This window comes from Fusobacterium mortiferum ATCC 9817 (assembly GCF_000158195.2).
Classification (GTDB): Bacteria; Fusobacteriota; Fusobacteriia; order Fusobacteriales; family Fusobacteriaceae; genus Fusobacterium_A; species Fusobacterium_A mortiferum.
The window spans coordinates 234999-256265 of record NZ_GL987993.1 but is presented as its reverse complement, the minus strand read 5'-3'; the positions used below and the strand labels follow the sequence as shown (position 1 = coordinate 256265).

Below are 21267 nucleotides of genomic sequence, written 5' to 3'. Positions count from 1 at the left end.
TCCCTATTTTTTTCTCTTAATAACAATATATCTCTTAGGATCTCTTCCCTCACTGTAAGTATCTAACTCTTGATACTTATTTACAACCTCATGTATTATCTTTCTTTCTCTTGGTGGCATAGGATTTAGTCTAACTGGTTTTCCAGATTTTAAAGCTTTCTCTGCCATTTTTTTTCCTAACTCTCTTAGTGTTTCAGTTCTTTTAGCTTTAAATCCCTCTACATCTACTTCAATTCTATAATCTTTCATTATTGAATTTAAAAGATATTCAAAACTATTTAAAGTTTTTCCTTTTTTACCTATGATAATTCCATTATCTTCTCCATATAAATTAACAAGATAATTTCTATCACTTAATCTATCTACTTCAACTTTTAGCACTAAACCAATATTTTCTAAGAGTTCTTCAGCTTTCTTTTGAATAGTTTCAGATATGTCCTTTTTATCTTTTTTTACTTCTTTAATATCAATAGTTTGTTCTTTAACATGTTCTTTTTTCTTTTCAGTTACTTCTATATCTTTGATTTTTTCAATTTTACTTTCTTTTTTCTCTTTAGGAGTTTTATCTATCTCTATTTCATAAACTCCTTCCCTATTAAAAATTCCTAAAAAAGATTTACTTTTTTGTTTCTCTATAACGTTAACTACTTGCTCAGGAGTTGCTTCCATGATTTTTAACGCTCTTGTTATAGCTTGCTCCTGACTCATAGCTTTAATTTCTATAACATTTTTCATAATAGTTTATTCTCCTTTTTTCATAATCAAGTATTGTTGAACTACTGCTGCAACACTTGATGCTAACCAATATATTTGTAATCCTGCTGGCATTTTATATGATATAAATACCATCATTAAAGGAAACATATACATCATATTTTTCATTTGAGGATTATCAGAAGATCCCATCACTTTTTGTTGTAAAAATGATACTACTCCATTTAGTATTGGTAATATATAATAAGGGTCTGGATTAACAAGTTGCATCCACAAAAATGTTGAATCTTGAGGTACTGTTACAGGGTCTCTTAAAACACCAAATAATGCCCATAATATAGGAAGCTGTATTAAAAGAGGTAAACATCCTCCCATTGGATTAACTTTATGTTTTTGATATAACTCCATAGTTTTTTGATTCATCATTTTAGGGTCATTTTGATATTGTTGCTTAATTTTTTCTATTTCTGGTTGTAGTACTTTCATACTTTTCATAGATTTATCTTGTTTTAAGGTCAATGGAAGTAAAATAATTTTAATAACAATAGTTGCAAGTATAATAGCTACTCCAAAATTTCCTGTTAAACTATACATTAAATGTAATAGAGCTGAAATAGCTCCTTTCAATAAACCATAAATATAACTCATTAATCCTCCTAATTTTTATCTCTTTTTTCTGGTACTGGATCATATCCTCCAGGATGAAAAGGGTGGCATTTAATTATTCTTTTTATTCCTAAAAAAATCCCTTTTATTATCCCAAATTTTTCTATTGCTTCATAAGTATAAGCTGAACATGTAGGATAAAATCGACAATTTTTTCCTAAAAATATAGATATATACTTTTGATAAAGTTTTATTAATAAAAGTATAATTTTTTTCATATTTAATTTCCTATTTAAATAACTTTACATTTTTTAGAGTTTTATCTAAGTCTTTTTTTATATCTCCAAATTTTAAAAATTTAAATTTTTCTCCAGCTGTTTTTTTTGCTACAAAAATAATATCATACCCATCTTTTAATGATTCTTCATTTTGACGATAATATTCTCTAAATAGTCTTTTTAATCTATTTCTACAAACGGCATTTCCAGTTTTTTTACTTACAACAAACCCACATCTTTTCAAATTATTATCATTCTTCTTAAAAAAAATAAGAGAGTAATAACCAAAACTTTTTCTTCCCGAATTGTAGATTATTTGAAACTCTCCATTTTTCTTTAAATTATTCATGATTATTGTTCTCCTAAAATAATGCTTTATTTTCTGATAAAAGGTTCTTGTAAAAACCCGGTGATATTAAACACCGGGTTCTATGCTGATAATACTTTTCTACCTCTAGCTCTTCTTCTTTTTAATACTTTTCTACCGTTTTTAGTAGCCATTCTTGCTCTGAACCCGTGATCTTTCTTTCTTTTAGCTTTATTTGGTTGGTATGTTCTTTTCATCTATTTCACCTCCGAAAAAATTCTATATTTCAGATAAAGATTTTATATTATTTTTATGATTTTGTCAAGTATTTATTATAAATTTCTAGAATAAGACATAAAGAATATTTATATTAAAAAAAATAAAACAAACCTTTAAAATAAAATTAAGTAGTTTTTTGTATATTGTTTTTTGTATTATGTATAGACTAAGTTAAAAATTAAAATTTTATTTAACATTGAAAAATCAAACTTTATGAATAATTATTTAATTAAATTTATTATTGATACTATACACTAAAAGAGTTATGTATTTATCGAATATTGTTTCGAAGAAATATTTATTATCTTTGAAAAAATCAGTATTTATGATAATATAATTTTATTATTGATAATAGACAATGGGAGAATTATTATTTTTTCAAGTATTAGAAAAATAATAATTTTATAACTCTGCATAAAATAAGGATTTTAATATTCAAAATAATATTATTGTTTATAAGCAAATATTTAAAGAATATTTTTTCTAGTTTATGTAAAAATATTATTGTTTATAGACAATTTAAAACTAGAGTTTTCCTAATTTTTTATAAAAAATATTAAATATAAAGTTATTAATGTTCATATACAATAGAAAAATATAGGAAATTTAAAGCATTCATAGCTATTATAAATTTAAGAAGTAAGTAAAAATATAGAAATAATGAAAGTTAAAAAAAAAATAAAAAATATTATTGTCAATATACATAAAAAATGGTATATTATTCATTATATACATTGATATTGTTAAATTATAAAGGAGCTTTTATGAAAAAAGGAAACTTAGAGAATCAAGACGAATTAGATAGTTTTAATATTGTTAAAAGTGGTTCTTTACTTGAAGATATTAAAAAAGTAGAAATAAAATTAAATCAAGTTCCAGATATAGAAGTAAAAGAAGTTGTAATAAAAGAAACAGGAAATTTTTTAAATTTAAAGGATAACATTATTAATATTCCTGTTGAGATGATTGTATTTCCTTTTTTTACTCCTCAAAAGCAAAATAAAAGAGTAAATTTTCAATATTCTTTTGAGGATTTAGGGGTAACAATGTCTTGTACCCTAATAGCTAAAGATAACAATGATAAAGTATTTCAACCTTCTATATTTGAAGAAAAAATATATACTTATTTAATTTCAATGTATGAGTTGAAAAAAGAATTGAATAATACAGATGATTATATAGAGTTTGAAATTTCAGATTTTATTGTTAACTTTTTAGGAAATAAAATGAATAGAACTTATTATACTAAAGTTGAACAAGCTTTAAAAAATTTAAAAAATACAGAGTATCAATTTGTAGTATCTAATCATACAAAACTTGGGAATTATAAATTTGAAGATGAAGAGTTTAAATTATTGACATATCAAAAGTTAGAGAAGGGTAGAAAAAAATTCTATAGAGTTACATTAAATAAAAATATAAGACAAAAAATAAAAGATAAGAGATATATTAAGTATAATTCACGTTCACTTTTAGAGATTTTAACAAAAGATCCAATAGCTGGAAGAATATATAAATATATCAGCAAAATAAGATATGATAAAGATAGAGATAGAATAAATTTAAGAACATTAGCAGCTGTTATTCCTCTTAAAACAGAGCAAATAACAGAAAGAGCTAATAAAAACGGAGAAGTAAAACAGTATGTTCTATGTAGATTAAAACAAGTATTAAAAAGAGTAGAAAAAGCTTTTGATGTATTAGTAGAATTAGAATATATTTTAAGTTATAAAGCTGAGTATGTTAAAAGTGAAGATACTTATTATTTAGATTATATTTTCAATAAGGAAAAAGATGGAGATTGCCATGTATCTACTTTTATAGAAAATAAAGCTGAAAGAGCTTCAATTGGATATAAAAAAGATAGAAATATTGATATTGAAGATGCAGAAATAATTGAAGTTATAGCAGACAATGTTAAAGATAAAAATATTAAAGAAAAAACTCCTAAAAAAGAGATAAAAATTAAAGAAAGTAAGGATAATATTGAGTTTTCAGATGAAATTTTAGAAAGAATAAAGAAAGCTAAGAGAAATATATATGTAATGAGAGCTTGGGATAAAAGAACAGATACCAAAATTAAGAAGATTTATAGAGAAGAGGGAGAAGAAAGAACAAAGGAAATTTTAAATATACTCTATAAAAATTTGACAACTAATGTTAAAACAACTTTAGTGCAGTATATTAACGGAATTATAAAGAATCTTTCTATTACAGATAAAGAAAATAATAAACAAAATTTAACTCTTTTTAGTAATGTTGTAAAAGAAAAGGGATTAAAGAGCAAAAAATTGATTAATCAAGCAAGAAGAACAGTTAAAAAGCCAGTTTTAAATAATATAAAAGATTTAGTTGAAGAAACAAATATTCCTAGAGATATGATAGAAGAGTTTGAAAGTTTTGATGAATATGAAAAATTAAAAATAGAAGAGAAAGCATTGGAACTTTGCTCAAAAGAAATGGGCGTTGATATTAATTTCTTATTAGCAATGAAGGCTAAGACAAGGGCAATTTATATTGGAGCAATAAAGGATTATATTGAAAGAGTTATGAAAGAAGAAGAGGAAAATTAAGATTATTACTGTTTATATACATAAAAAGAGAACAATATAGTTCTCTTTTTATGTTAAAATTCTAATACATTTCCAGTATTAGTAGGAAGAATATTAAATCCAGAATCTTTAAAAATTTTTATAATATTTTTTCCAGTACAATGAGACAAAGCAAGATATTTTATATCCTCTTTTTTCAGATAATTAATTGTTTTTAAAATTCTTTCAGAATTACTTTTACTGAGGTGTAAGCCCCCAATAATTCCAACGATTTTTTTATTAGTCCATTTTTTAATATTTTTGATAATGTTAACTATTCCAATATGTGAGCAACCACAAAGAATAAAAAATCCCAATTTTGTATCTAAACCTAATACAATTTCATCACTCATACTATCAAGAATAAACGTAGAATTTTTTTTCTTGTAATAAGAAAGATTAATCTCTTCAAAATCGTTTAATCTTTCAAAATTTGTAAAAGCTGTAATATTTTTAGATAGAATATGTATATGTTCATTAATAAAAGATAAATTAATTTTTTTATCTAGTATGTAATCTTGGAAAAAATTAGCTCCTAAGATTCGAGAGTAAAGTTCTGAAAAACTAAATCTTTTATCAAAAAAATTTTTATTTAAGTAAAGAGTAAAATTATTTCCAAATTTTTCAATATAATTTTTAAGTCCACCTACATGATCGTAATGATTATGACTAAGTACTATAGTATGAATATTTTTAGTATCTAATTTTAGTTTTTCAATATTTTTAATAAATATTCCACTTTGACCAGTATCAAATATGAGAGAAGTATCTTCATCTTGGATAAAAACAGAAAATCCAAACTCATTAACTAAGTTTGGATCACAACTTAAATCATTTTCTATAAGTATTATTATTTTCATAAAACCAACTACTTTTTACTAGAAACCCAATATACTAGTGATGAAGTAAAACCTGGATTTCTATATCTATGTGGAGTGTTTTGTTTTATAAATATAGAGTCTCCTTCATAGAGATGATAAAGGGTTTTTTCTAATTCAATTTCTAATTCACCTTTGACAACTATTCCAATTTCGTCATATCCATGACCCCATGACATATCGCTAAAAGAACTTTCTTCTTCAATAGTTATTGCAATTCCATTTAAACTTGCTTTTCTATTTAAAAGACTTTCAACTTTTGTATTAGTTTCAACATTTTTTAATATTTCTTCTCTTTCTGCAGCTCTTGTAACAAGGTTACTAGCAATTTCTTCATCCAAAATTTCCATAAGATTAATTCCTAAAGCTGAACATATTTGCTGAAGGTTATTTATTGAAGGGCTATTTAAGTCACGTTCAATATTACTTAAAAATCCGATTGAAAGACCAGTAATTTCAGATAGTTGTTTTAATGTATAATCCTTGTTTTTTCTAATAGTTTTAATTTTTTCCCCTAGTTTCATTAATTGCTGTTCCTCCATAAAAAGTTTAATTGATATGATTATACCATAAAGATTAATTAATGTAAATTCAATAAAATATAAAAAATATAAATAACAAAAAAATTAAGTTTAGTTAAAAAAAATTAAAAATTTCAAAAAAGTATAAATATAGTATAATGAAAAAAATAATAAAATAGTTAATAACATAATAAAATTAAAAAATAATATAATAAAATTAAAAGAGTAGAGAACAGAAAAATTCAATATTTCTGTAGATGATATTTCATTTTAGTGAAAAAAATTCTTGAAATATTTTATTTGTTATGTTATACTTTTTGATGTATTTAAAATAACAATAATATACGTAAAAAGAACGTAATATATTGTTAATTAAAATTAAATTTTAATTAAGTATAATTAAACAAAAAAGGAGAAAAAATGGACGTAATTAAAGGAGTAGTTTTATTATTTGTAGTTTTAGGAGGATTTTCACTATTTAGTATGAAAGCTCCAAAGGGTATGAAAGCAATGGGAGCATTAGCAGGAGCAGCAACAGCAAGTTTCTTAGTAGAAGCTTTCCAATTATACGTTGGAGGAGATTTATTTGGAATACCTTTCTTAGGAGAAGTAGGAAAAGCTGCTGGTTCAATGGGAGGAGTTGCTTCAGCAATATTAGTACCTATAGCTTTAGGAGTAAATCCAACATATGCAGTATTAGTAGGAGTATCAGTAGCAGGATTTGGAATATTACCTGGTTTCTTAGCTGGATATATTTTATCTTTTGTTATTCCAAAAGTAGAGCAAAAAGTTCCTCAAGGATTAGATTTAATTTTTGTAATTTGTTTTATTTCGCCATTAGCAAGATTAATAGCATCAGCATCTAATCCAATAGTAAATTCTACTCTATTAAATATAGGTGGAATTCTTGAATCAGCTTCTCATTCAAGCCCAATATTAATGGGAATAATATTAGGAGGAGTAATAACAGTTGTTGCAACAGCACCATTATCATCAATGGCACTTACAGCAATGATGGGATTAACAGGAGTTCCTATGGCAATTGGAGCGCTTTCAGTAATGGGTTCTTCATTTATGAATGGAGTATTTTTCCATAGAATGGGATTTGGAGATAGAAAAACAACAATAGCAGTTGCAATAGAACCATTAACACAAGCTGACTTAATATCTGCTAATCCTGTACCAGTATATATAACAAACTTTATAGGTGGAGCATTAGCAGGAGTTGTAGTAGCACTTTATGGTCTTGTAAATAATGCAACAGGAACAGCTACACCAATAGCAGGATTAATGGTAATGTATGGATTTAATGATGCAATAACAGTTACAAAAGTAGCCTTAATGTGTGCTGCATCTGGAATATTTGCTGGATTCTTAGGATCAATAATATTTAAAAATTATAAAATAAAAACAGTAGAAGAGATAAGAGGTAAGAACTAATGGATAGCTTAAAAGAATTATTTAAAATAGGATGTGGACCTTCTAGTTCTCATACTATGGGACCAGAAAGAGCAGCTAAGAAATTCAAGGCTGAAACAGAAGGAGCTAATTTATATATAGTTGAGCTTTATGGAAGTTTAGCAGCTACTGGTAAGGGACATTTAACAGATTGGATAATTGAAGAAACTTTAAAACCTACAAAAACAGAGATAGTATGGATGCCAGAGTATATTCATGAATATCATACTAATGGAATGAAATTTATAGCTTTAGATAAAGATGGAAAAGTTATGAAGGAATGGTTGGTATTCTCTGTTGGTGGAGGAACAATAAAAGAGCTTACAGATAAGAGAAGTGGAGCTGGACAATGCTATAATTTAACTAAGATGGATGATATTATGGCATGGTGTAAAGAGAATAATAAAGAGCTTTGGGAATATGTAGAGTATTGTGAAGGACCAAGTATTTGGGCTCATTTAAAAGATATACTAGATACAATGAATGCAGCTGTAGATAGAGGTATTAGAAAAGATGGAGTACTTCCTGGAAAATTAAGATACCCAAGAAAAGCAAAAGAAATCTATGATAAGATAGATAAAAAGAGAAACTATCTAGTAATAACTAAAAAGATATTTGCTTATGCACTAGCTGTATCAGAAGAAAATAGTAGTGCAGGGACAATAGTAACAGCTCCTACATGTGGAGCAGCTGGAGTTATTCCAGGATTATTAAGAGCTCTAATAGAAGAGTATGAATTAGATGAAACTACAGCATTAAGAGCTTTAGCAGTAGCTGGACTTATAGGAAATTTAATAAAAGAAAATGCAACAATATCTGGTGCTGAGGGTGGATGTCAAGCTGAAATAGGAGCGGCATGCTCTATGGCAGCAGGAATGGCAGTATATATCTTAGGAGGAACAACAGAACAAATAGAATATGCAGCTGAGATGGGAATGGAACATCATCTTGGAATGACTTGTGATCCTGTTGGTGGATATGTACAAATTCCTTGTATAGAAAGAAATGCAATAGTAGCAGTAAGAGCTTTAAATACAGCTGATTATGCACTATCAACTAACGGAGAGCATACAATAAGCTTTGACCAAGTTGTAATAACTATGAAGGAAACAGGAGTAGATATGTGTTCTGCTTATAAAGAAACTTCAACAGGTGGACTTGCGAAATATTATGATAAGTTTTTAAATGATGAAACTATAGATTAATTAAAATAAATTTATGAACTATATGATTTAGTAACTTACTAAGTTGTATAGTTCATTTTTATTTAAAATATATTTTTGCAAAGTGAAGAAATAAAGGGTAAAATATAGGTAAAAGAAAAATATGGAGGAAAAAATGAAAGAGTATAGAGGAAAAATCCCCTTTTTATTGAAAGAAATAGGAGGAAAAATACTATATCTTTGTTCTTCAAATAGAAATATAGAAGATTATTATAATGTATTAAGTGATATATATGGTGGAAATATATTAAAATTAGAGAATACTCAATCAAAGGATGAATTAGAAAAAGATAATTATGACTTATTAGAAATTCTAAAATCAGAAGAAGATTTTATTATTTTACTTTCTTTAGAAGCTATTTTAAGAGAATACTTTTTAGAGGGAAAAAGATATGAGATAGAAATAGGAAAAAGTTTGGATATAAAAGAATTAGAAAATTCTTTAGAAGAGAGTGGATATAATAAAGAGTATATGGTAGAAGAAAGAAATCAGTACAGTATGAGAGGAGATATATTAGATATTTTTCCTAAAAATAGTAAGTATCCAGTTAGAATTGAGTTTAGTTTTAATAATGAAGTAGAGAGAATAGCATATTTTGATATAGAAACCCAAAAAAGTGTTGAGAAAAAAAATCAAGTTTATATGTATATAAACAATAATATAGAAGAGAAAAATAGTTTTTTAGATTTTTTAAATAATAGAAATGATTTAAAAATTTTTATAGAAAATATAGATTTATTAAATTATAAATTAGAAGAGATTCTTTCTAATAGTGAGATTAAAGAAAAGAGTATAAAAGGAATATATAATAATTTTTTAAAAATAGCTAAATCAGTTGAAATAAATAAATTTACTCACGAGGAACTTCAAAATTTTGAGAGTATAGAGTATGTAAAAAAAATTGGTAAAGATCCATTACAAAAAATAAAAATAGTATCTGATGAAGAAAAAAGATACAGAGAGATATTCGAAGGTTATAATTTTGAATATGAAAAGTATCCATTATTTGAAGGATATAAAGAGGAGAATCTTCTTGTACTAACAGATAGAGAATTAAAAGGTATTAGAGTAAGAAGAGAAAAAAAGGATAAAGGATTTCAAAGATATAAAAATATAACAGAAATACAAGAAGGAAACTATATTATACATGAGAATTATGGAGTAGGTCTATATCTAGGAATTGAAATAATAGATGGGCATGATTATTTAAAAATTAAATATGCTGGAGAGGATAAACTTTTTGTTCCAATAGAGGGAATAGGAAAAATAGGAAAGTATATATCAATAGATGGAGAGATACCAGAAATATATAATTTAGGAAGAAAAGGTTTTAGGAAAAAAGAGAAAAAATAGCTGAAGAGATGTTACAATTTGCAAAAGAAATAGTAGAAATCCAAGCTAGAAGAGATTTAGAAGCTGGATATTCTTTTGCTCCAGATAATTTATGGCAGGAGGAATTTGAAGAGAGTTTTCCATATAAAGAGACTCCTTCACAATTACAGGCTATTGAAGATGTAAAAAGAGATATGGAATCTTCAAGAATAATGGATAGAGTAGTATGTGGAGATGTGGGGTATGGGAAAACAGAGGTAGCTATAAGAGCAGCTTTTAAAGCAGCTATTGAAGGGAAACAAGTGGTGCTTATGGTTCCTACTACAGTTCTAGCTCAACAGCATTATGAGAGATTTACAGAGAGAATGAAAAATTATCCAATAAATATAGAATTATTAAGTCGTTTATTAACTTCTAAAGAACAAACTCAAACTTTAAAAAAGATAAAAGAAGGGGGAGTAGATATAGTAATAGGTACTCATAGAATTTTGTCAGAAGATGTTGAATTTAAGGATTTGAGACTTGTAATTATAGATGAGGAACAAAAATTTGGAGTAAAAGCAAAGGAAAAATTAAAAAAACTAAGAAGTAAAGTAGATGTACTAACTTTAACTGCAACTCCTATACCAAGAACTTTAAATTTAGCTCTTTTAGGAATAAGAGATTTATCAGTGATAGATACTCCGCCAGAGGGAAGAAAACCTATCAATACTTTTTTTGTTGAAGGGCTTGAAAAAAATATAAGAGAGATTATTATGAAGGAGATAGCAAGAGAGGGACAGGTATTTTATATTTTTAACTCAGTAAAGGGTATAGAAAAAAAGACTCAAGAGTTGAGAAAAATTTTACCAGAATATTTAAAAATAGATTTTGTACATGGTCAGATGACTCCAAGAGATATAAAAGAAAAAATTAAAGAGTTTGAAAATGGAGAGATAGATATATTAGTAGCTACTACAATTATAGAAAATGGAATAGATATAGAGAATGCTAATACTATGATTATAGATAGAGCTGATAAGCTAGGACTTTCACAAATATATCAATTGAGAGGGAGAGTAGGAAGAGGAAATAGACAAAGTTATTGTTATCTTCTGACTAAAGAGTATCAAACAAAGAAAGCTAAAGAAAGAGAAGAATCAATAAAGAATCTTGAAGAGATCGATGGAGGAGGACTTCAACTTTCGATGGAGGATATGAGAATAAGAGGAGCTGGAGAGATACTAGGAGAAAAGCAACATGGAATATTGGAAACTTTTGGGTATACTCTATATATGAAGATGCTTCAAGAGGAGATAGATAAAATAAAAGGAAGGTTTGAAGAGGATATAGATGATATAGAGATAAAAGTAAATTATCCAGCGTTTATACCTAATGAATATATAGAAAAAGATGAAAAAATAAAAGTCTATAGAAGAATAACTGAAGTAAAGAGTATAATTGAATTAGAAAATATAAAAGATGAATTAATAGATAGATTTGGAAAAATGCCAGTAGAGGCACAAGGATTTTTTAGATATATAGGTTTAAAATTTAGAGCTAAAAAATTAGGAATAAAAAATGCTCTTGAGATAAAAGGAAAAGTTGAGTCTATTATAAAATTTAATAGTGATAAGGTAAACTTTGATGTTTTATTAAAACTAATACAAGAAGGACTAATAAAATATCAGAAAAAAGATGATACAATAGAGTATAACGGAACAATCGAGGAGTTTTTAAATGTATATGAACAATAATATAATGGAGGGATACTATGAAAGAGTTTGATAGACTTGTAGATATAATAAGGATATTAAGAAGTGAAAATGGTTGTCCTTGGGATAGAGAGCAGACATTAGAAAGTTTAAAACCTTGCTTGAGAGAGGAAGTAGCAGAACTATTAGAGGCTATGGAAGGAGATATAGAAGAGCATAAGGGAGAATTAGGAGATGTTCTAATGAACTTAGTTTTTCAAGCTGATATTCGTGAAAAAGAAGGGAAATTTAATATTGAAGATGTTGCTTATGAGATAAATGAAAAATTAATAAGAAGACATCCTCATGTATTTAAGGAAAAAAATAGTGAGATATCTACAAAAGAGGTTTTAACTAATTGGGATGAGATAAAAAAGACAGAGAAGTTGCATGAAAATAGAAAATCAGTAATAGATGGAGTTCCTAAATATCTTCCAGCACTATCTAAAGCTCAAAAAATACAGAAAAAAGCATCAAAAGTTGGTTTTGATTGGGATAATGTAGAACAAGTATTTGATAAAATCTATGAAGAGTTAGATGAATTAAAAGTTGAGATAGAGAGAAAAGATAAAGAGAAAATGAAAGATGAATTAGGAGATGTATTATTTTCCATTGTAAACATAGCTAGATTTTTAGATATAGATGCAACTGAAGCACTAGAAGGAACAATAAAAAAATTTGATAAGAGGTTTAGATATGTTGAACAAAACTGTGATATTGAAAAAACTTCATTGGAAAATTTAGAAAAACTTTGGCAAAATGCAAAAAAAGCCATTGACTTATAGAAAAAATGTAGTATATATAGTATAAAGAGGAGTAGATATGAGACTAGATAAATTTTTAAAAGTGAGCAGAATAATTAAAAGAAGACCTATTGCTAAAATCGTGGTAGATGGTGGAAAAGCTAAGCTTAATGGTAAAGTAGCAAAGGCAAGTACAGAGGTAAAAGTAGGTCAGATATTAGAGTTAGAGTATTTTAATAAGTATTTTAAATTTGAGATATTAGAAGTACCTACTGGAAATGTAGCAAAAGAGAGAACCTCAGAACTTATAAATGTGTTAGAAAGTAGAGGAATTACTGTGGATATAGATGGTGAGGAGGATATTTTTTAATGAAATTCTCTTTAAATTCAAATGCTAAAATAAATATTGGTTTAAATGTAACAGGAGTTTTACCTAATGGCTATCATCTATTGGATATGGTAATGATACCAATATCTCTTACTGATAAACTTGAAGGAGAGATATTTGAAGAGGATGGAGAGTTAGAGATTACTACTAATAAACCAAGTATTCCAACTGGAAAAGAAAATATTCTTTGGAAAATATATGATAAATTTTATAAGAGAAGTGGATTTACAAAAAAAAGAGTAAAAATATATTTAGAAAAAGTTATTCCACATGAAGCTGGTCTAGGTGGAGGAAGTTCTAATGGAGCTTTTTTCTTAAAAGAATTAAATAAATATCATAAAGACTTCTTTTCTTTAGATGAGTTAATAGAGTTAGGAAAAAGTGTTGGAGCAGATATTCCTTTCTTTATAATCAATAAGCCTAGTAGAGTGAAAGGTATTGGAGAGAAAATAGAGATATTAGAGAATAATTTGGATAAAGATATTATTTTGATTAAGCCAAATTTTGGAGTATCAACAGCTAAAGCATATAAAAATATGTATATGCTCAAAAATAAAAAAGATGCTAATATAGATAAAATAATTGAGGGATTAGAAGATAATAAGCTTTCTTTAATAGAAGAGAGTATAGAAAATAATTTGGAACAGGGACTTTTACTTGAAGATACTAATATAATAGAATTTAGAAAAAAATTAGGAAAAATTTCTAACATGAAATTTTTTATGTCTGGGAGTGGAAGTGCATACTATGCTTTTACAGAAAATGGAAAAGAAAAAGTAGAGACAATAAGGGAGCAATTACAACACTGTGAAGTACATCTTTGCAGAGGGTTATAATGATTACATAAAAAAGGGAAGGTGCATGATTATGAAAATTACAGATGTAAGATTAAGAGCAGTAAAAGGAGAAAATGAACTAAAATTAAAAGCTTATGCAGATGTAACTTTTGATGAGTGTTTTGTTATTCATGGGTTAAAAATTATTGATGGACAAAAAGGAATGTTTGTAGCTATGCCATCTAGAAAAATGCCAGATGGAGAGTATAAAGATATAGTTCATCCTATTACTCCTGAGTTGAGAAAAGAGATTACTGATACTGTAATTGCCAAGTATAATGAAGCAAAACCTGAAGAGGTAGTAGAAGAGTAATTTGGAAGATGCTAAAAAATGGAGAAATTATTTTCTCCATTTTTTTGTTAAAATGCTAAGAGAAAAAACAGAAAAATATCAAAAATGTATATATTGAATTTGAAAAAATTTTTTTACTAGATTTTATATCCCAATCATGCTAGAATATCACAGTGAAAAATTGTGATAAAAATCATAATATTTTAGGGAGGAAAAATGTTAGTAAAAGAAAAAGAGTTAAAACAAGAGAGAGTTTCAAGAGATGCTAAAGAGTTGTTTGAGATTGATGGTAGACCAGCTTTTATAGAAGCTTTACCGCTAGCTTTTCAGCATATTGTAGCTATGTTTGTAGGAAATGTAGCTCCTATTTTGATAATTTCTAGAGTTGCAAAATTAGACCCAAGTGTTACAACAATTTTAATTCAATGTGCTATGTTAGCAGCAGGAGTAGCAACATTTTTACAAATTTATCCAATAAAACTTTTTGCTGGATTAAGAATTGGTTCTAAATTACCAGTAGTAATGGGAACAAGCTTTGGATTTTTACCAACAGTGTTGGCTATATTAGGAGGAAACTCAGTAAATTTACCAGTTTTATTTGGAGCACAAATAGTAGGGGGGGTAGCTTCAATATTAATAGGAGCTTATCTAAAAAAAATAAGAAAATATTTTCCACCATTAGTAGCAGGAACTGTTGTATTTTCAATAGGATTATCACTATTTCCAATTGGTATTAACTATATGGCTGGAGGAGTAGGAACACCTACATATGGTTCTTATCAAAACTGGACTATCAGTTTAATTGTATTAGCAACAGTATTATTCTTTAATCAATTTACTAAAGGTATTACTAAATTATCATCGATTTTAATAGGAATAGTAGTAGGATATGTAATTTCAGTTTGTTTAGGAATAGTTAACTTTGCACCAGTAAAAGAAGCAGCTTGGTTTGCTTTTCCAAAATTTTTCATATTTGGAACTCCTAAATTTGAAGTAGGTTCTATGGTAGCAATGATAATAATGTATCTAGTTACAGCTATTCAGGCTGTGGGAGATTTATCAGCTATTACTTTAGGAGGAATAAATAGAGAAGTAACAGATAAAGAGCTATCAGGTGGAGTAATAGGAAATGGAGTGGCAGCAATAATGTCAGCAGTATTAAACTCTTTTCCAACTGCAACTTATTCTCAAAATGTAGGTCTTGTAGTTTTAACTAAGGTTGTAAGTAGATACGTAATAGGGATAGCAGCAACTGTTTTATTAGTAGCAGGATTTGTGCCAAAGTTTGGTGCTATTATAAATACAATTCCTTCAGCAGTAATTGGAGGAGGAACAATTACAGTATTCTCAATGATAACAATGACAGGTATTCAAATAATAAGTAAAAGTGGAATCACAGGTAGAACAATGGTAATAGTTGGATTATCAGTAGCAATAGGAGCTGGTATAGGACAAGTTCCACAAGCTATTGCTCAATTTCCTCAATTTATAAAATTAATATTTGGTTCAAGTGTTGTAATGTCTACATTACTAGCCTTATTACTAAATATTATTTTACCTAAAGAAGAGAATAAATAAAAATAAAGGGAACATTAAGTTCCCTTTTATAATTTGTTAAAATGAACTTTAGTTGAATCAAATCTAAATCTATTATTAATACTATTTATTTCTTTTGCTGAATAACCTATTCCTATAATTGAAAAAGGAATTAAATTTTCAGGATAAATCATTCTATCTTTATTTCCTAAAACGAAGCATTTTTTAAAAAACTAGAATAAGGGCTTATATTAGCTAAAGAGTGAGGAATTTCTTTATCATCAATTACAATAAATTCCCATTCTTGTTGATTACCAGCTGTTGAAGCCTGCATAGCAGCTCTTAATATTTTTTCTATTTTTTCATTTTCAACTTTTTTATTTAAATAATTTCGGATACTTTTTCTTTTGAATATAATTTCTAGAATATTATCTCCTAATAACTTCCACTTCCATAGTGTAACTCATAGGAATGAGTATATATTTCTATAATATTTCCAAAAGGGTCTTCACAATAAACCATTTTATAAGGTTTTTTACCAGGATAATATTCTCTGATAGGCATTCTTTGCTTTCCACCAGCTTCTACAATCTTTTTAGTTAATTCCTCAATATTAGGGTCTTTTACTGAAAAATGGAAAACACCAGTAGGATATGGATTAAACTCATGTTTAGATTTATTATTTTGAGGAAACTCAAATATTTCAATTCCTATTCCATCACCAGTTGAAAGATGGGCTATTTTAAACTCTCCCCAACCTTCACCAAATACGTCTATACACATTATTTCTATTGCTGTATCTTTTTCTTCTTTAACTAAAGTAGGCTTCATAATAACATACCAGTTCATAATATTTTTATAAAAATCAACTGCTTTTTGAATATCAGGAACAGATATTCCAATATGTGAAAAATTTCTTGGATACATATTTACCTCCTAAAAAATAAGTAGTACAGTGCATGAATATAGCATATAATATTTCTATAAAAAAGTTAAGTATGCACTTTTTAGTAATATACTATCTAAAAAGTAAGTAAGGAGTTGTTATGATTGATTTAGAAAGAAAAAATAAATATAAGTGTTCAATAGAATATACATTATCTTTTATGGGTGGAAAATGGAAGCCAATAATTCTTTGGCATCTAGGAACAGAGGGGATACATAGATATGGAGAATTAAAAAGAAAATTAGATGGGATTACTCATAAGATGTTAGCTCAACAACTAAAAGAATTGGCAGATGATAATTTAATTATTAGAAAAGAATATCCTCAAGTACCACCTAAAGTAGAGTATTCAATAACAGAAAAAGGAATGGGATTAATGGAGATTTTAAATCTTATGCATAAATGGGGACAGGAAAATTAAAGATAAAAGAGAAATTTTTATCAATAATTTTTTCTTTTCTCATAAAAACATAACATGTTACCTAAATTATAATGTGTTTTTTTAATCTTTAAAGTATTGAAATAGGATTAAAAATAATGTATAATCACATTAAAGTTAAAAGATGGAGGTTGGGAATATGTTAAAACATTTTCAAAGATTAGGAGGAGCATTATTTGCACCAGTATTGCTATTTCCTTTTGCGGGGTTAGTAGTAGCTTTAACAATCATTTTAAAAAATCCAGATTTTGTAGGAGAACTTGCTAATACAAATGGGACTTTTTATAAAATGATTACAGTTATTGAAGAGGGAGGATGGACTGTATTTAGACAATTACCTTTAATATTTGCTATAGGGTTACCAATAGGACTTGCTAAAAAAGCACATCCTAGAGCTTGTTTAGCAGTTTTAGCAACATATTTAACTTACAACTATTTTATCAGTGCAATTTTAACATTTTGGGGACCAAGTTTTGGGGTTGATTTTACACAAAATGTAGGAGGAGTTAGTGGACTTACTACAATTGCAGGAATAAAAACATTAGACACAAGTATTGTAGGAGCAATAGTAATTTCAGGAATAACAATATATATTCATAATAAGTTTTTTGATACAAAATTACCAGATTTTCTAGGAACTTTCCAAGGAACAACATTAGTAAGTGCGATAGCTTTTGTAGTAATGATACCTTGTGCTTACATAACATGTCTTGTTTGGCCAAAAATTCAAATGGGAATTTCATCATTACAAGCTTTAATGGTTACATCTGGAACATTTGGAGTTTGGTTATATACTTTTTTAGAAAGAATATTAATTCCAACAGGTTTACACCATTTTATTTATGGACCTTTTATATTTGGACCAGCAGTAGTTGATACAGGTATTCAAGTAGCTTGGGCAGAAAATTTGTTAAATTTTGCAAACTCAACTCAACCATTAAAAGAGTTATTTCCACAAGGAGGATTTGCTTTACATGGTAATAGTAAAATTTTTGGATGTATTGGAATAGCACTAGCTATGTATAAAACAGCTCGTCCAGAAAAGAAAAAAATTGTATCAGGGTTATTAATTCCAGCAGCATTAACAGCAGCACTTGTAGGAATAACAGAACCATTAGAATTTACATTCTTATTTATAGCACCATTTTTATTTGTAGTTCATGCAGTACTAGCGGCAACTATGGCAGCTGTAATGTATGCTTTTGGGGTAGTTGGAAATATGGGTTCGGGAATTATAGAAATAGCAGCACTTAACTGGTTACCTCTCATGAAAAATCACTCAGGAGTAATGTTTACACAATTAGCAATTGGAGTAGTTTTTATAGGAATATATTATTTGGTATTTAAATTTTTAATTGAAAAATATAATGTAAAAACATCTGGAAGAGAAGATGAAGAAGAGGAAACTAAGCTATATACTAAGGCAGATTGGAAAGCTAAAAATGGAGAAGGGAAAGAGACAAATAGTTCAGATCTATATTCAGGAAAAGCTAAAGCATTTTTAGAAGCTTTTGGTGGTAAAGATAATATAGAACAAGTAAACAATTGTGCTACAAGACTTAGAATAAGTGTTAAAGATGAAAAAAAAGTTGGACCAGATATTCAATTTAAAGCAGCAGGAGCACATGGAGTTGTAAGAAATGGAAAAGCTTTTCAAGTTATAGTAGGACTTTCAGTACCACAAGTTAGAGAGAGTTTTGAAAATTTAATGGAACAAAATTAAGTATAATAAATATAAAATTAATATAACTATATTTAAATTAATATTAGGAGGAATAAATTATGAAACAATTTTCTATTTTAATTGCAGGTGGAGGAAGTACATTTACTCCAGGAATAATTTTAATGTTATTAGATAATCTTGATAAATTTCCGATTAGACAAATAAAAATGTTTGATAATGATGCTGAAAGACAAGCAAAAATAGGAGAAGCATGTGCTATACTTTTAAAAGAAAAAGCACCTCAAATAAAATTTAGTTATTCAACAAATCCAGAGGAAGCATTTACAGATATAGATTTTGTTATGGCACATATTAGAGTTGGAAAATATCCAATGAGAGAGTTAGATGAAAAAATACCTTTAAGACATGGTGTTGTTGGTCAAGAAACTTGCGGACCAGGAGGAATAGCATATGGAATGAGAAGTATTGGAGGAGTAATTGGTCTTATAGATTATATGGAAAAATATTCTCCAAATGCTTGGATGTTAAACTATTCAAACCCAGCTGCAATAGTTGCAGAAGCAACAAGAAGATTAAGACCAAATTCGAAAGTTTTAAATATTTGTGATATGCCAATAGGAATAGAAGTTAGAATGGCTGAAATTTTAGGACTTGAATCAAGAAAAGATATGGATATTATGTACTATGGATTGAATCATTTTGGATGGTGGAAATCAGTAAGAGATAAACAAGGAAATGACTTAATGCCTAAATTAAGAGAACACGTATCTCAATATGGATATGTAGTACCTAAAGGAGATAATCAACATACAGAAGCTAGCTGGAATGATACATTTGCTAAGGCTAAAGATGTTCTTGCATTAGACCCTACAACTTTACCAAATACATATTTAAAATACTACTTATTCCCAGACTATGTAGTTGAACATTCAAACAAAGAATACACAAGAGCTAATGAAGTAATGGACGGAAGAGAAAAGTTTGTATTTGGAGAATGTGAAAAAGTTGTAAAAAATCAATCTTCAGAAGGATGCGCTTTACATATAGATGAGCATGCTTCATATATAGTTGACTTAGCTAGAGCAATAGCTTTTAATACTAAAGAAAAAATGCTATTAATAGTAGAGAATAATGGAGCGATTGTAAACTTTGATTCAACAGCAATGGTAGAAATACCTTGTATTGTAGGAAGTAATGGACCAGAGCCATTAGTAGTTGGAAGAATTCCTCAATTCCAAAAAGGAATGATGGAGCAACAAGTAACAGTTGAAAAGTTAACAGTTGAGGCATGGATAGAGGGATCTTATCAAAAATTATGGCAAGCAATAACAATGTCTAAAACAGTACCAAGTGCAAAAGTTGCAAAAGATATTTTAGATGATTTAATTGAAGCTAATAAAGAATATTGGCCAGTTTTGAAATAAAAATTATTAAAAAGGGGCTTTAAAGCCCCCTTTTTAATAAAATATAGGAGAACAGAATGAAAATAGAAATAATTGGATTAATAGCAGCATGTTTAACAACAAGTTCTTTCTTACCACAAGTTTTAATGGTTATAAAAACGAAAGATACTAAAAGTATTTCTTTAAAAATGTATAGTATTTTTGTCATAGGAACAGCTCTTTGGATATTTTATGGATTAAGTACTAATAATATGCCAATAGTATTAGCTAATAGTATTACAGAAATGTTAGCCTTAATAATACTTTATTACAAAGTAAAAGAGAAAAAAATTTAATTATTATTTTTAGTTACTGATAAAAGATATTCAAAAAAAAGAATTGTATTTCCAAAAAAATCATTTTCCTTAAGATTTCTATCATCAATGGGATTAGAATCTTTAATTATAAAAGTAAGGTCAGCTAAGTTTTCAAGTGTAGAATTAGATGTACCTGTAAATAAGACAATTGGAACATTTCTCAAATTAGCTTTTTCACATAACATGATAATTTGAGAAGTTTCTCCAGATTTAGAGACAACTAATAATATAGCTTTTTGATGGTATTTAGGTTCCATAGTTTCCATATATTCTGATCTAGAACTATAATACCCAAGTACCATAAGTTTGTCTGCCATATATTTTGTTACAGCTCCTGAAAAACCTGTTCCATGAATAAAAATTGGTCTAGTTGTATTACTTATTAAATTTTTAAAATATTTTAGTTTTTCATCATCTAAGTTAGTACAATAATTATTTAATGAGTTAGAATTAGAAAGAGAATTCTTTATACTAAATTCTAAACGATATACCATGTCAACAAAACCTTTATAGCCTAATTTTTTTGCAAGATTCATAACAACAGAAGTTGAAGCAAAACAATTTTTAGCCACTCCTCTTACTCCAATCTCTAGAGATTTTTCAAAATTATTAACAATATATTTAAGAGCTAACTCTTCTGATTCAGTAAGATGATATTTTTCACCTAACTTATAAATATCAATATTTATTCCAAATTCCATAGTATATTCTCCTGTAAATTTT

General features: G+C 27.5%; 22 protein-coding genes and 1 pseudogene. 13 read left to right on the top strand and 10 right to left on the bottom strand.

Features of this window, described 5'->3' with window-relative positions; genetic code table 11:
• Positions 1 to 3 precede the first annotated feature (3 nt).
• The 5 genes from FMAG_RS09545 to rpmH form a co-directional block, all read right to left on the bottom strand.
• Positions 4 to 735, bottom strand: coding sequence for a Jag family protein (locus FMAG_RS09545; protein WP_005886230.1), 732 nt, complete (start codon positions 733 to 735; stop codon positions 4 to 6).
• A 6-nt stretch (positions 736 to 741) separates the two neighbouring features.
• Positions 742 to 1362, bottom strand: a complete 621-nt coding sequence (locus tag FMAG_RS09540) for a YidC/Oxa1 family membrane protein insertase (protein WP_005886228.1) — start codon at positions 1360 to 1362, stop codon at positions 742 to 744.
• Positions 1363 to 1370: 8 nt separating this feature from the next.
• Positions 1371 to 1598, bottom strand: a complete 228-nt coding sequence (gene yidD / locus FMAG_RS09535) for a membrane protein insertion efficiency factor YidD (protein ID WP_005886227.1) — start codon at positions 1596 to 1598, stop codon at positions 1371 to 1373.
• A gap of 10 nt (positions 1599 to 1608) precedes the next feature.
• Complete coding sequence (gene rnpA / locus FMAG_RS09530; protein WP_005886226.1) at positions 1609 to 1947, bottom strand: ribonuclease P protein component; 339 nt, start codon at positions 1945 to 1947, stop codon at positions 1609 to 1611.
• Between the two features lie 80 nt (positions 1948 to 2027).
• Positions 2028 to 2162: a 50S ribosomal protein L34 gene (gene rpmH, locus FMAG_RS09525; protein WP_005886225.1), complete on the bottom strand. Its 135-nt coding sequence runs from the start codon at positions 2160 to 2162 to the stop codon at positions 2028 to 2030.
• A 786-nt stretch (positions 2163 to 2948) separates the two neighbouring features.
• Between rpmH and FMAG_RS09520 the strand changes: the two genes are divergently transcribed.
• Positions 2949 to 4757 carry a replication initiator protein A gene (locus FMAG_RS09520; RefSeq protein ID WP_005886224.1) on the top strand — a complete coding sequence of 603 codons (1809 nt, stop codon included), beginning with the start codon at positions 2949 to 2951 and terminating at the stop codon, positions 4755 to 4757.
• Between the two features lie 53 nt (positions 4758 to 4810).
• On the opposite strand, the gene FMAG_RS09515 is transcribed toward FMAG_RS09520, so the two are convergent.
• A complete protein-coding gene (locus FMAG_RS09515; RefSeq protein WP_005886223.1) occupies positions 4811 to 5635 on the bottom strand; it encodes an MBL fold metallo-hydrolase in 825 nt (274 codons plus the stop codon).
• Positions 5636 to 5643: 8 nt separating this feature from the next.
• Positions 5644 to 6177: a helix-turn-helix domain-containing protein gene (locus tag FMAG_RS09510; protein ID WP_005886222.1), complete on the bottom strand. Its 534-nt coding sequence runs from the start codon at positions 6175 to 6177 to the stop codon at positions 5644 to 5646.
• 417 nt (positions 6178 to 6594) lie between these two features.
• Between FMAG_RS09510 and FMAG_RS09505 the strand changes: the two genes are divergently transcribed.
• The 8 genes and pseudogenes from FMAG_RS09505 (at position 6595) to FMAG_RS09470 (ending at position 15758) form a co-directional block, all read left to right on the top strand.
• Entirely contained in the window at positions 6595 to 7614 is a 1020-nt protein-coding gene (locus FMAG_RS09505) for a PTS sugar transporter subunit IIC (protein WP_005886221.1), read from the top strand.
• Complete coding sequence (locus tag FMAG_RS09500; RefSeq protein ID WP_005886219.1) at positions 7614 to 8837, top strand: L-serine ammonia-lyase, iron-sulfur-dependent, subunit alpha; 1224 nt, start codon at positions 7614 to 7616, stop codon at positions 8835 to 8837. Before FMAG_RS09505 ends, FMAG_RS09500 begins: the two co-directional genes overlap by 1 nt.
• 133 nt (positions 8838 to 8970) lie before the next feature.
• Positions 8971 to 11924 (top strand): annotated as a pseudogene (gene mfd, locus FMAG_RS09495) (transcription-repair coupling factor).
• A 17-nt stretch (positions 11925 to 11941) separates the two neighbouring features.
• Positions 11942 to 12706: a nucleoside triphosphate pyrophosphohydrolase gene (gene mazG / locus FMAG_RS09490; protein ID WP_005886218.1), complete on the top strand. Its 765-nt coding sequence runs from the start codon at positions 11942 to 11944 to the stop codon at positions 12704 to 12706.
• A gap of 37 nt (positions 12707 to 12743) precedes the next feature.
• Complete coding sequence (locus FMAG_RS09485; protein WP_005886217.1) at positions 12744 to 13034, top strand: RNA-binding S4 domain-containing protein; 291 nt, start codon at positions 12744 to 12746, stop codon at positions 13032 to 13034.
• A complete protein-coding gene (gene ispE, locus FMAG_RS09480; protein ID WP_005886216.1) occupies positions 13034 to 13888 on the top strand; it encodes a 4-(cytidine 5'-diphospho)-2-C-methyl-D-erythritol kinase in 855 nt (284 codons plus the stop codon). The genes FMAG_RS09485 and ispE overlap by 1 nt, the downstream gene beginning before the upstream one ends.
• Before the next feature lie 31 nt (positions 13889 to 13919).
• Positions 13920 to 14201 (top strand): septation regulator SpoVG, encoded by a 282-nt coding sequence (gene spoVG / locus FMAG_RS09475; protein ID WP_005886215.1) that lies wholly within the window; start codon positions 13920 to 13922, stop codon positions 14199 to 14201.
• A 195-nt stretch (positions 14202 to 14396) separates the two neighbouring features.
• A complete protein-coding gene (locus FMAG_RS09470; RefSeq protein ID WP_005886214.1) occupies positions 14397 to 15758 on the top strand; it encodes a uracil-xanthine permease family protein in 1362 nt (453 codons plus the stop codon).
• A 166-nt stretch (positions 15759 to 15924) separates the two neighbouring features.
• Here the strand turns inward: FMAG_RS09470 and FMAG_RS13610 are convergent, their stop codons facing one another.
• The gene (locus tag FMAG_RS13610) at positions 15925 to 16074 is read right to left on the bottom strand and encodes a nitroreductase family protein (RefSeq protein ID WP_235242937.1); all 150 of its coding nucleotides are present in this window, start codon (positions 16072 to 16074) and stop codon (positions 15925 to 15927) included.
• A 77-nt stretch (positions 16075 to 16151) separates the two neighbouring features.
• The gene (locus FMAG_RS09460) at positions 16152 to 16643 is read right to left on the bottom strand and encodes a lactoylglutathione lyase family protein (RefSeq protein ID WP_005886211.1); all 492 of its coding nucleotides are present in this window, start codon (positions 16641 to 16643) and stop codon (positions 16152 to 16154) included.
• 119 nt (positions 16644 to 16762) lie between these two features.
• Here FMAG_RS09460 and FMAG_RS09455 point away from each other — a divergent pair, with 119 nt between their 5' ends.
• The 4 genes from FMAG_RS09455 to FMAG_RS09440 all read left to right on the top strand — a co-directional run bounded on the left by FMAG_RS09455 (position 16763) and on the right by FMAG_RS09440 (position 20523).
• Positions 16763 to 17083, top strand: coding sequence for a winged helix-turn-helix transcriptional regulator (locus FMAG_RS09455; protein WP_005886210.1), 321 nt, complete (start codon positions 16763 to 16765; stop codon positions 17081 to 17083).
• Between the two features lie 157 nt (positions 17084 to 17240).
• Complete coding sequence (locus FMAG_RS09450) at positions 17241 to 18824, top strand: alpha-glucoside-specific PTS transporter subunit IIBC (RefSeq protein WP_005886209.1); 1584 nt, start codon at positions 17241 to 17243, stop codon at positions 18822 to 18824.
• Positions 18825 to 18883: 59 nt separating this feature from the next.
• Positions 18884 to 20209 carry a 6-phospho-alpha-glucosidase gene (locus FMAG_RS09445; RefSeq protein ID WP_005886208.1) on the top strand — a complete coding sequence of 442 codons (1326 nt, stop codon included), beginning with the start codon at positions 18884 to 18886 and terminating at the stop codon, positions 20207 to 20209.
• Between the two features lie 56 nt (positions 20210 to 20265).
• Positions 20266 to 20523 carry a SemiSWEET transporter gene (locus tag FMAG_RS09440; RefSeq protein WP_005886207.1) on the top strand — a complete coding sequence of 86 codons (258 nt, stop codon included), beginning with the start codon at positions 20266 to 20268 and terminating at the stop codon, positions 20521 to 20523.
• Here the strand turns inward: FMAG_RS09440 and FMAG_RS09435 are convergent.
• A complete protein-coding gene (locus FMAG_RS09435) occupies positions 20520 to 21245 on the bottom strand; it encodes a MurR/RpiR family transcriptional regulator (protein ID WP_005886206.1) in 726 nt (241 codons plus the stop codon). The two genes, FMAG_RS09440 and FMAG_RS09435, sit on opposite strands and share 4 nt — an antisense overlap.
• Positions 21246 to 21267: the final 22 nt, after the last annotated feature.

Coding starts and splice junctions, on each gene's coding strand:
- FMAG_RS09545 (WP_005886230.1), bottom strand. CDS start 735: ATGAAAAATGTTATAGAAATTAAAGCTATGAGTCAGGAGCAAGCTATA.
- FMAG_RS09540 (WP_005886228.1), bottom strand. CDS start 1,362: ATGAGTTATATTTATGGTTTATTGAAAGGAGCTATTTCAGCTCTATTA.
- yidD (WP_005886227.1), bottom strand. CDS start 1,598: ATGAAAAAAATTATACTTTTATTAATAAAACTTTATCAAAAGTATATA.
- rnpA (WP_005886226.1), bottom strand. CDS start 1,947: ATGAATAATTTAAAGAAAAATGGAGAGTTTCAAATAATCTACAATTCG.
- rpmH (WP_005886225.1), bottom strand. CDS start 2,162: ATGAAAAGAACATACCAACCAAATAAAGCTAAAAGAAAGAAAGATCAC.
- FMAG_RS09520 (WP_005886224.1), top strand. CDS start 2,949: ATGAAAAAAGGAAACTTAGAGAATCAAGACGAATTAGATAGTTTTAAT.
- FMAG_RS09515 (WP_005886223.1), bottom strand. CDS start 5,635: ATGAAAATAATAATACTTATAGAAAATGATTTAAGTTGTGATCCAAAC.
- FMAG_RS09510 (WP_005886222.1), bottom strand. CDS start 6,177: ATGAAACTAGGGGAAAAAATTAAAACTATTAGAAAAAACAAGGATTAT.
- FMAG_RS09505 (WP_005886221.1), top strand. CDS start 6,595: ATGGACGTAATTAAAGGAGTAGTTTTATTATTTGTAGTTTTAGGAGGA.
- FMAG_RS09500 (WP_005886219.1), top strand. CDS start 7,614: ATGGATAGCTTAAAAGAATTATTTAAAATAGGATGTGGACCTTCTAGT.
- mazG (WP_005886218.1), top strand. CDS start 11,942: ATGAAAGAGTTTGATAGACTTGTAGATATAATAAGGATATTAAGAAGT.
- FMAG_RS09485 (WP_005886217.1), top strand. CDS start 12,744: ATGAGACTAGATAAATTTTTAAAAGTGAGCAGAATAATTAAAAGAAGA.
- ispE (WP_005886216.1), top strand. CDS start 13,034: ATGAAATTCTCTTTAAATTCAAATGCTAAAATAAATATTGGTTTAAAT.
- spoVG (WP_005886215.1), top strand. CDS start 13,920: ATGAAAATTACAGATGTAAGATTAAGAGCAGTAAAAGGAGAAAATGAA.
- FMAG_RS09470 (WP_005886214.1), top strand. CDS start 14,397: ATGTTAGTAAAAGAAAAAGAGTTAAAACAAGAGAGAGTTTCAAGAGAT.
- FMAG_RS09460 (WP_005886211.1), bottom strand. CDS start 16,643: ATGTATCCAAGAAATTTTTCACATATTGGAATATCTGTTCCTGATATT.
- FMAG_RS09455 (WP_005886210.1), top strand. CDS start 16,763: ATGATTGATTTAGAAAGAAAAAATAAATATAAGTGTTCAATAGAATAT.
- FMAG_RS09450 (WP_005886209.1), top strand. CDS start 17,241: ATGTTAAAACATTTTCAAAGATTAGGAGGAGCATTATTTGCACCAGTA.
- FMAG_RS09445 (WP_005886208.1), top strand. CDS start 18,884: ATGAAACAATTTTCTATTTTAATTGCAGGTGGAGGAAGTACATTTACT.
- FMAG_RS09440 (WP_005886207.1), top strand. CDS start 20,266: ATGAAAATAGAAATAATTGGATTAATAGCAGCATGTTTAACAACAAGT.
- FMAG_RS09435 (WP_005886206.1), bottom strand. CDS start 21,245: ATGGAATTTGGAATAAATATTGATATTTATAAGTTAGGTGAAAAATAT.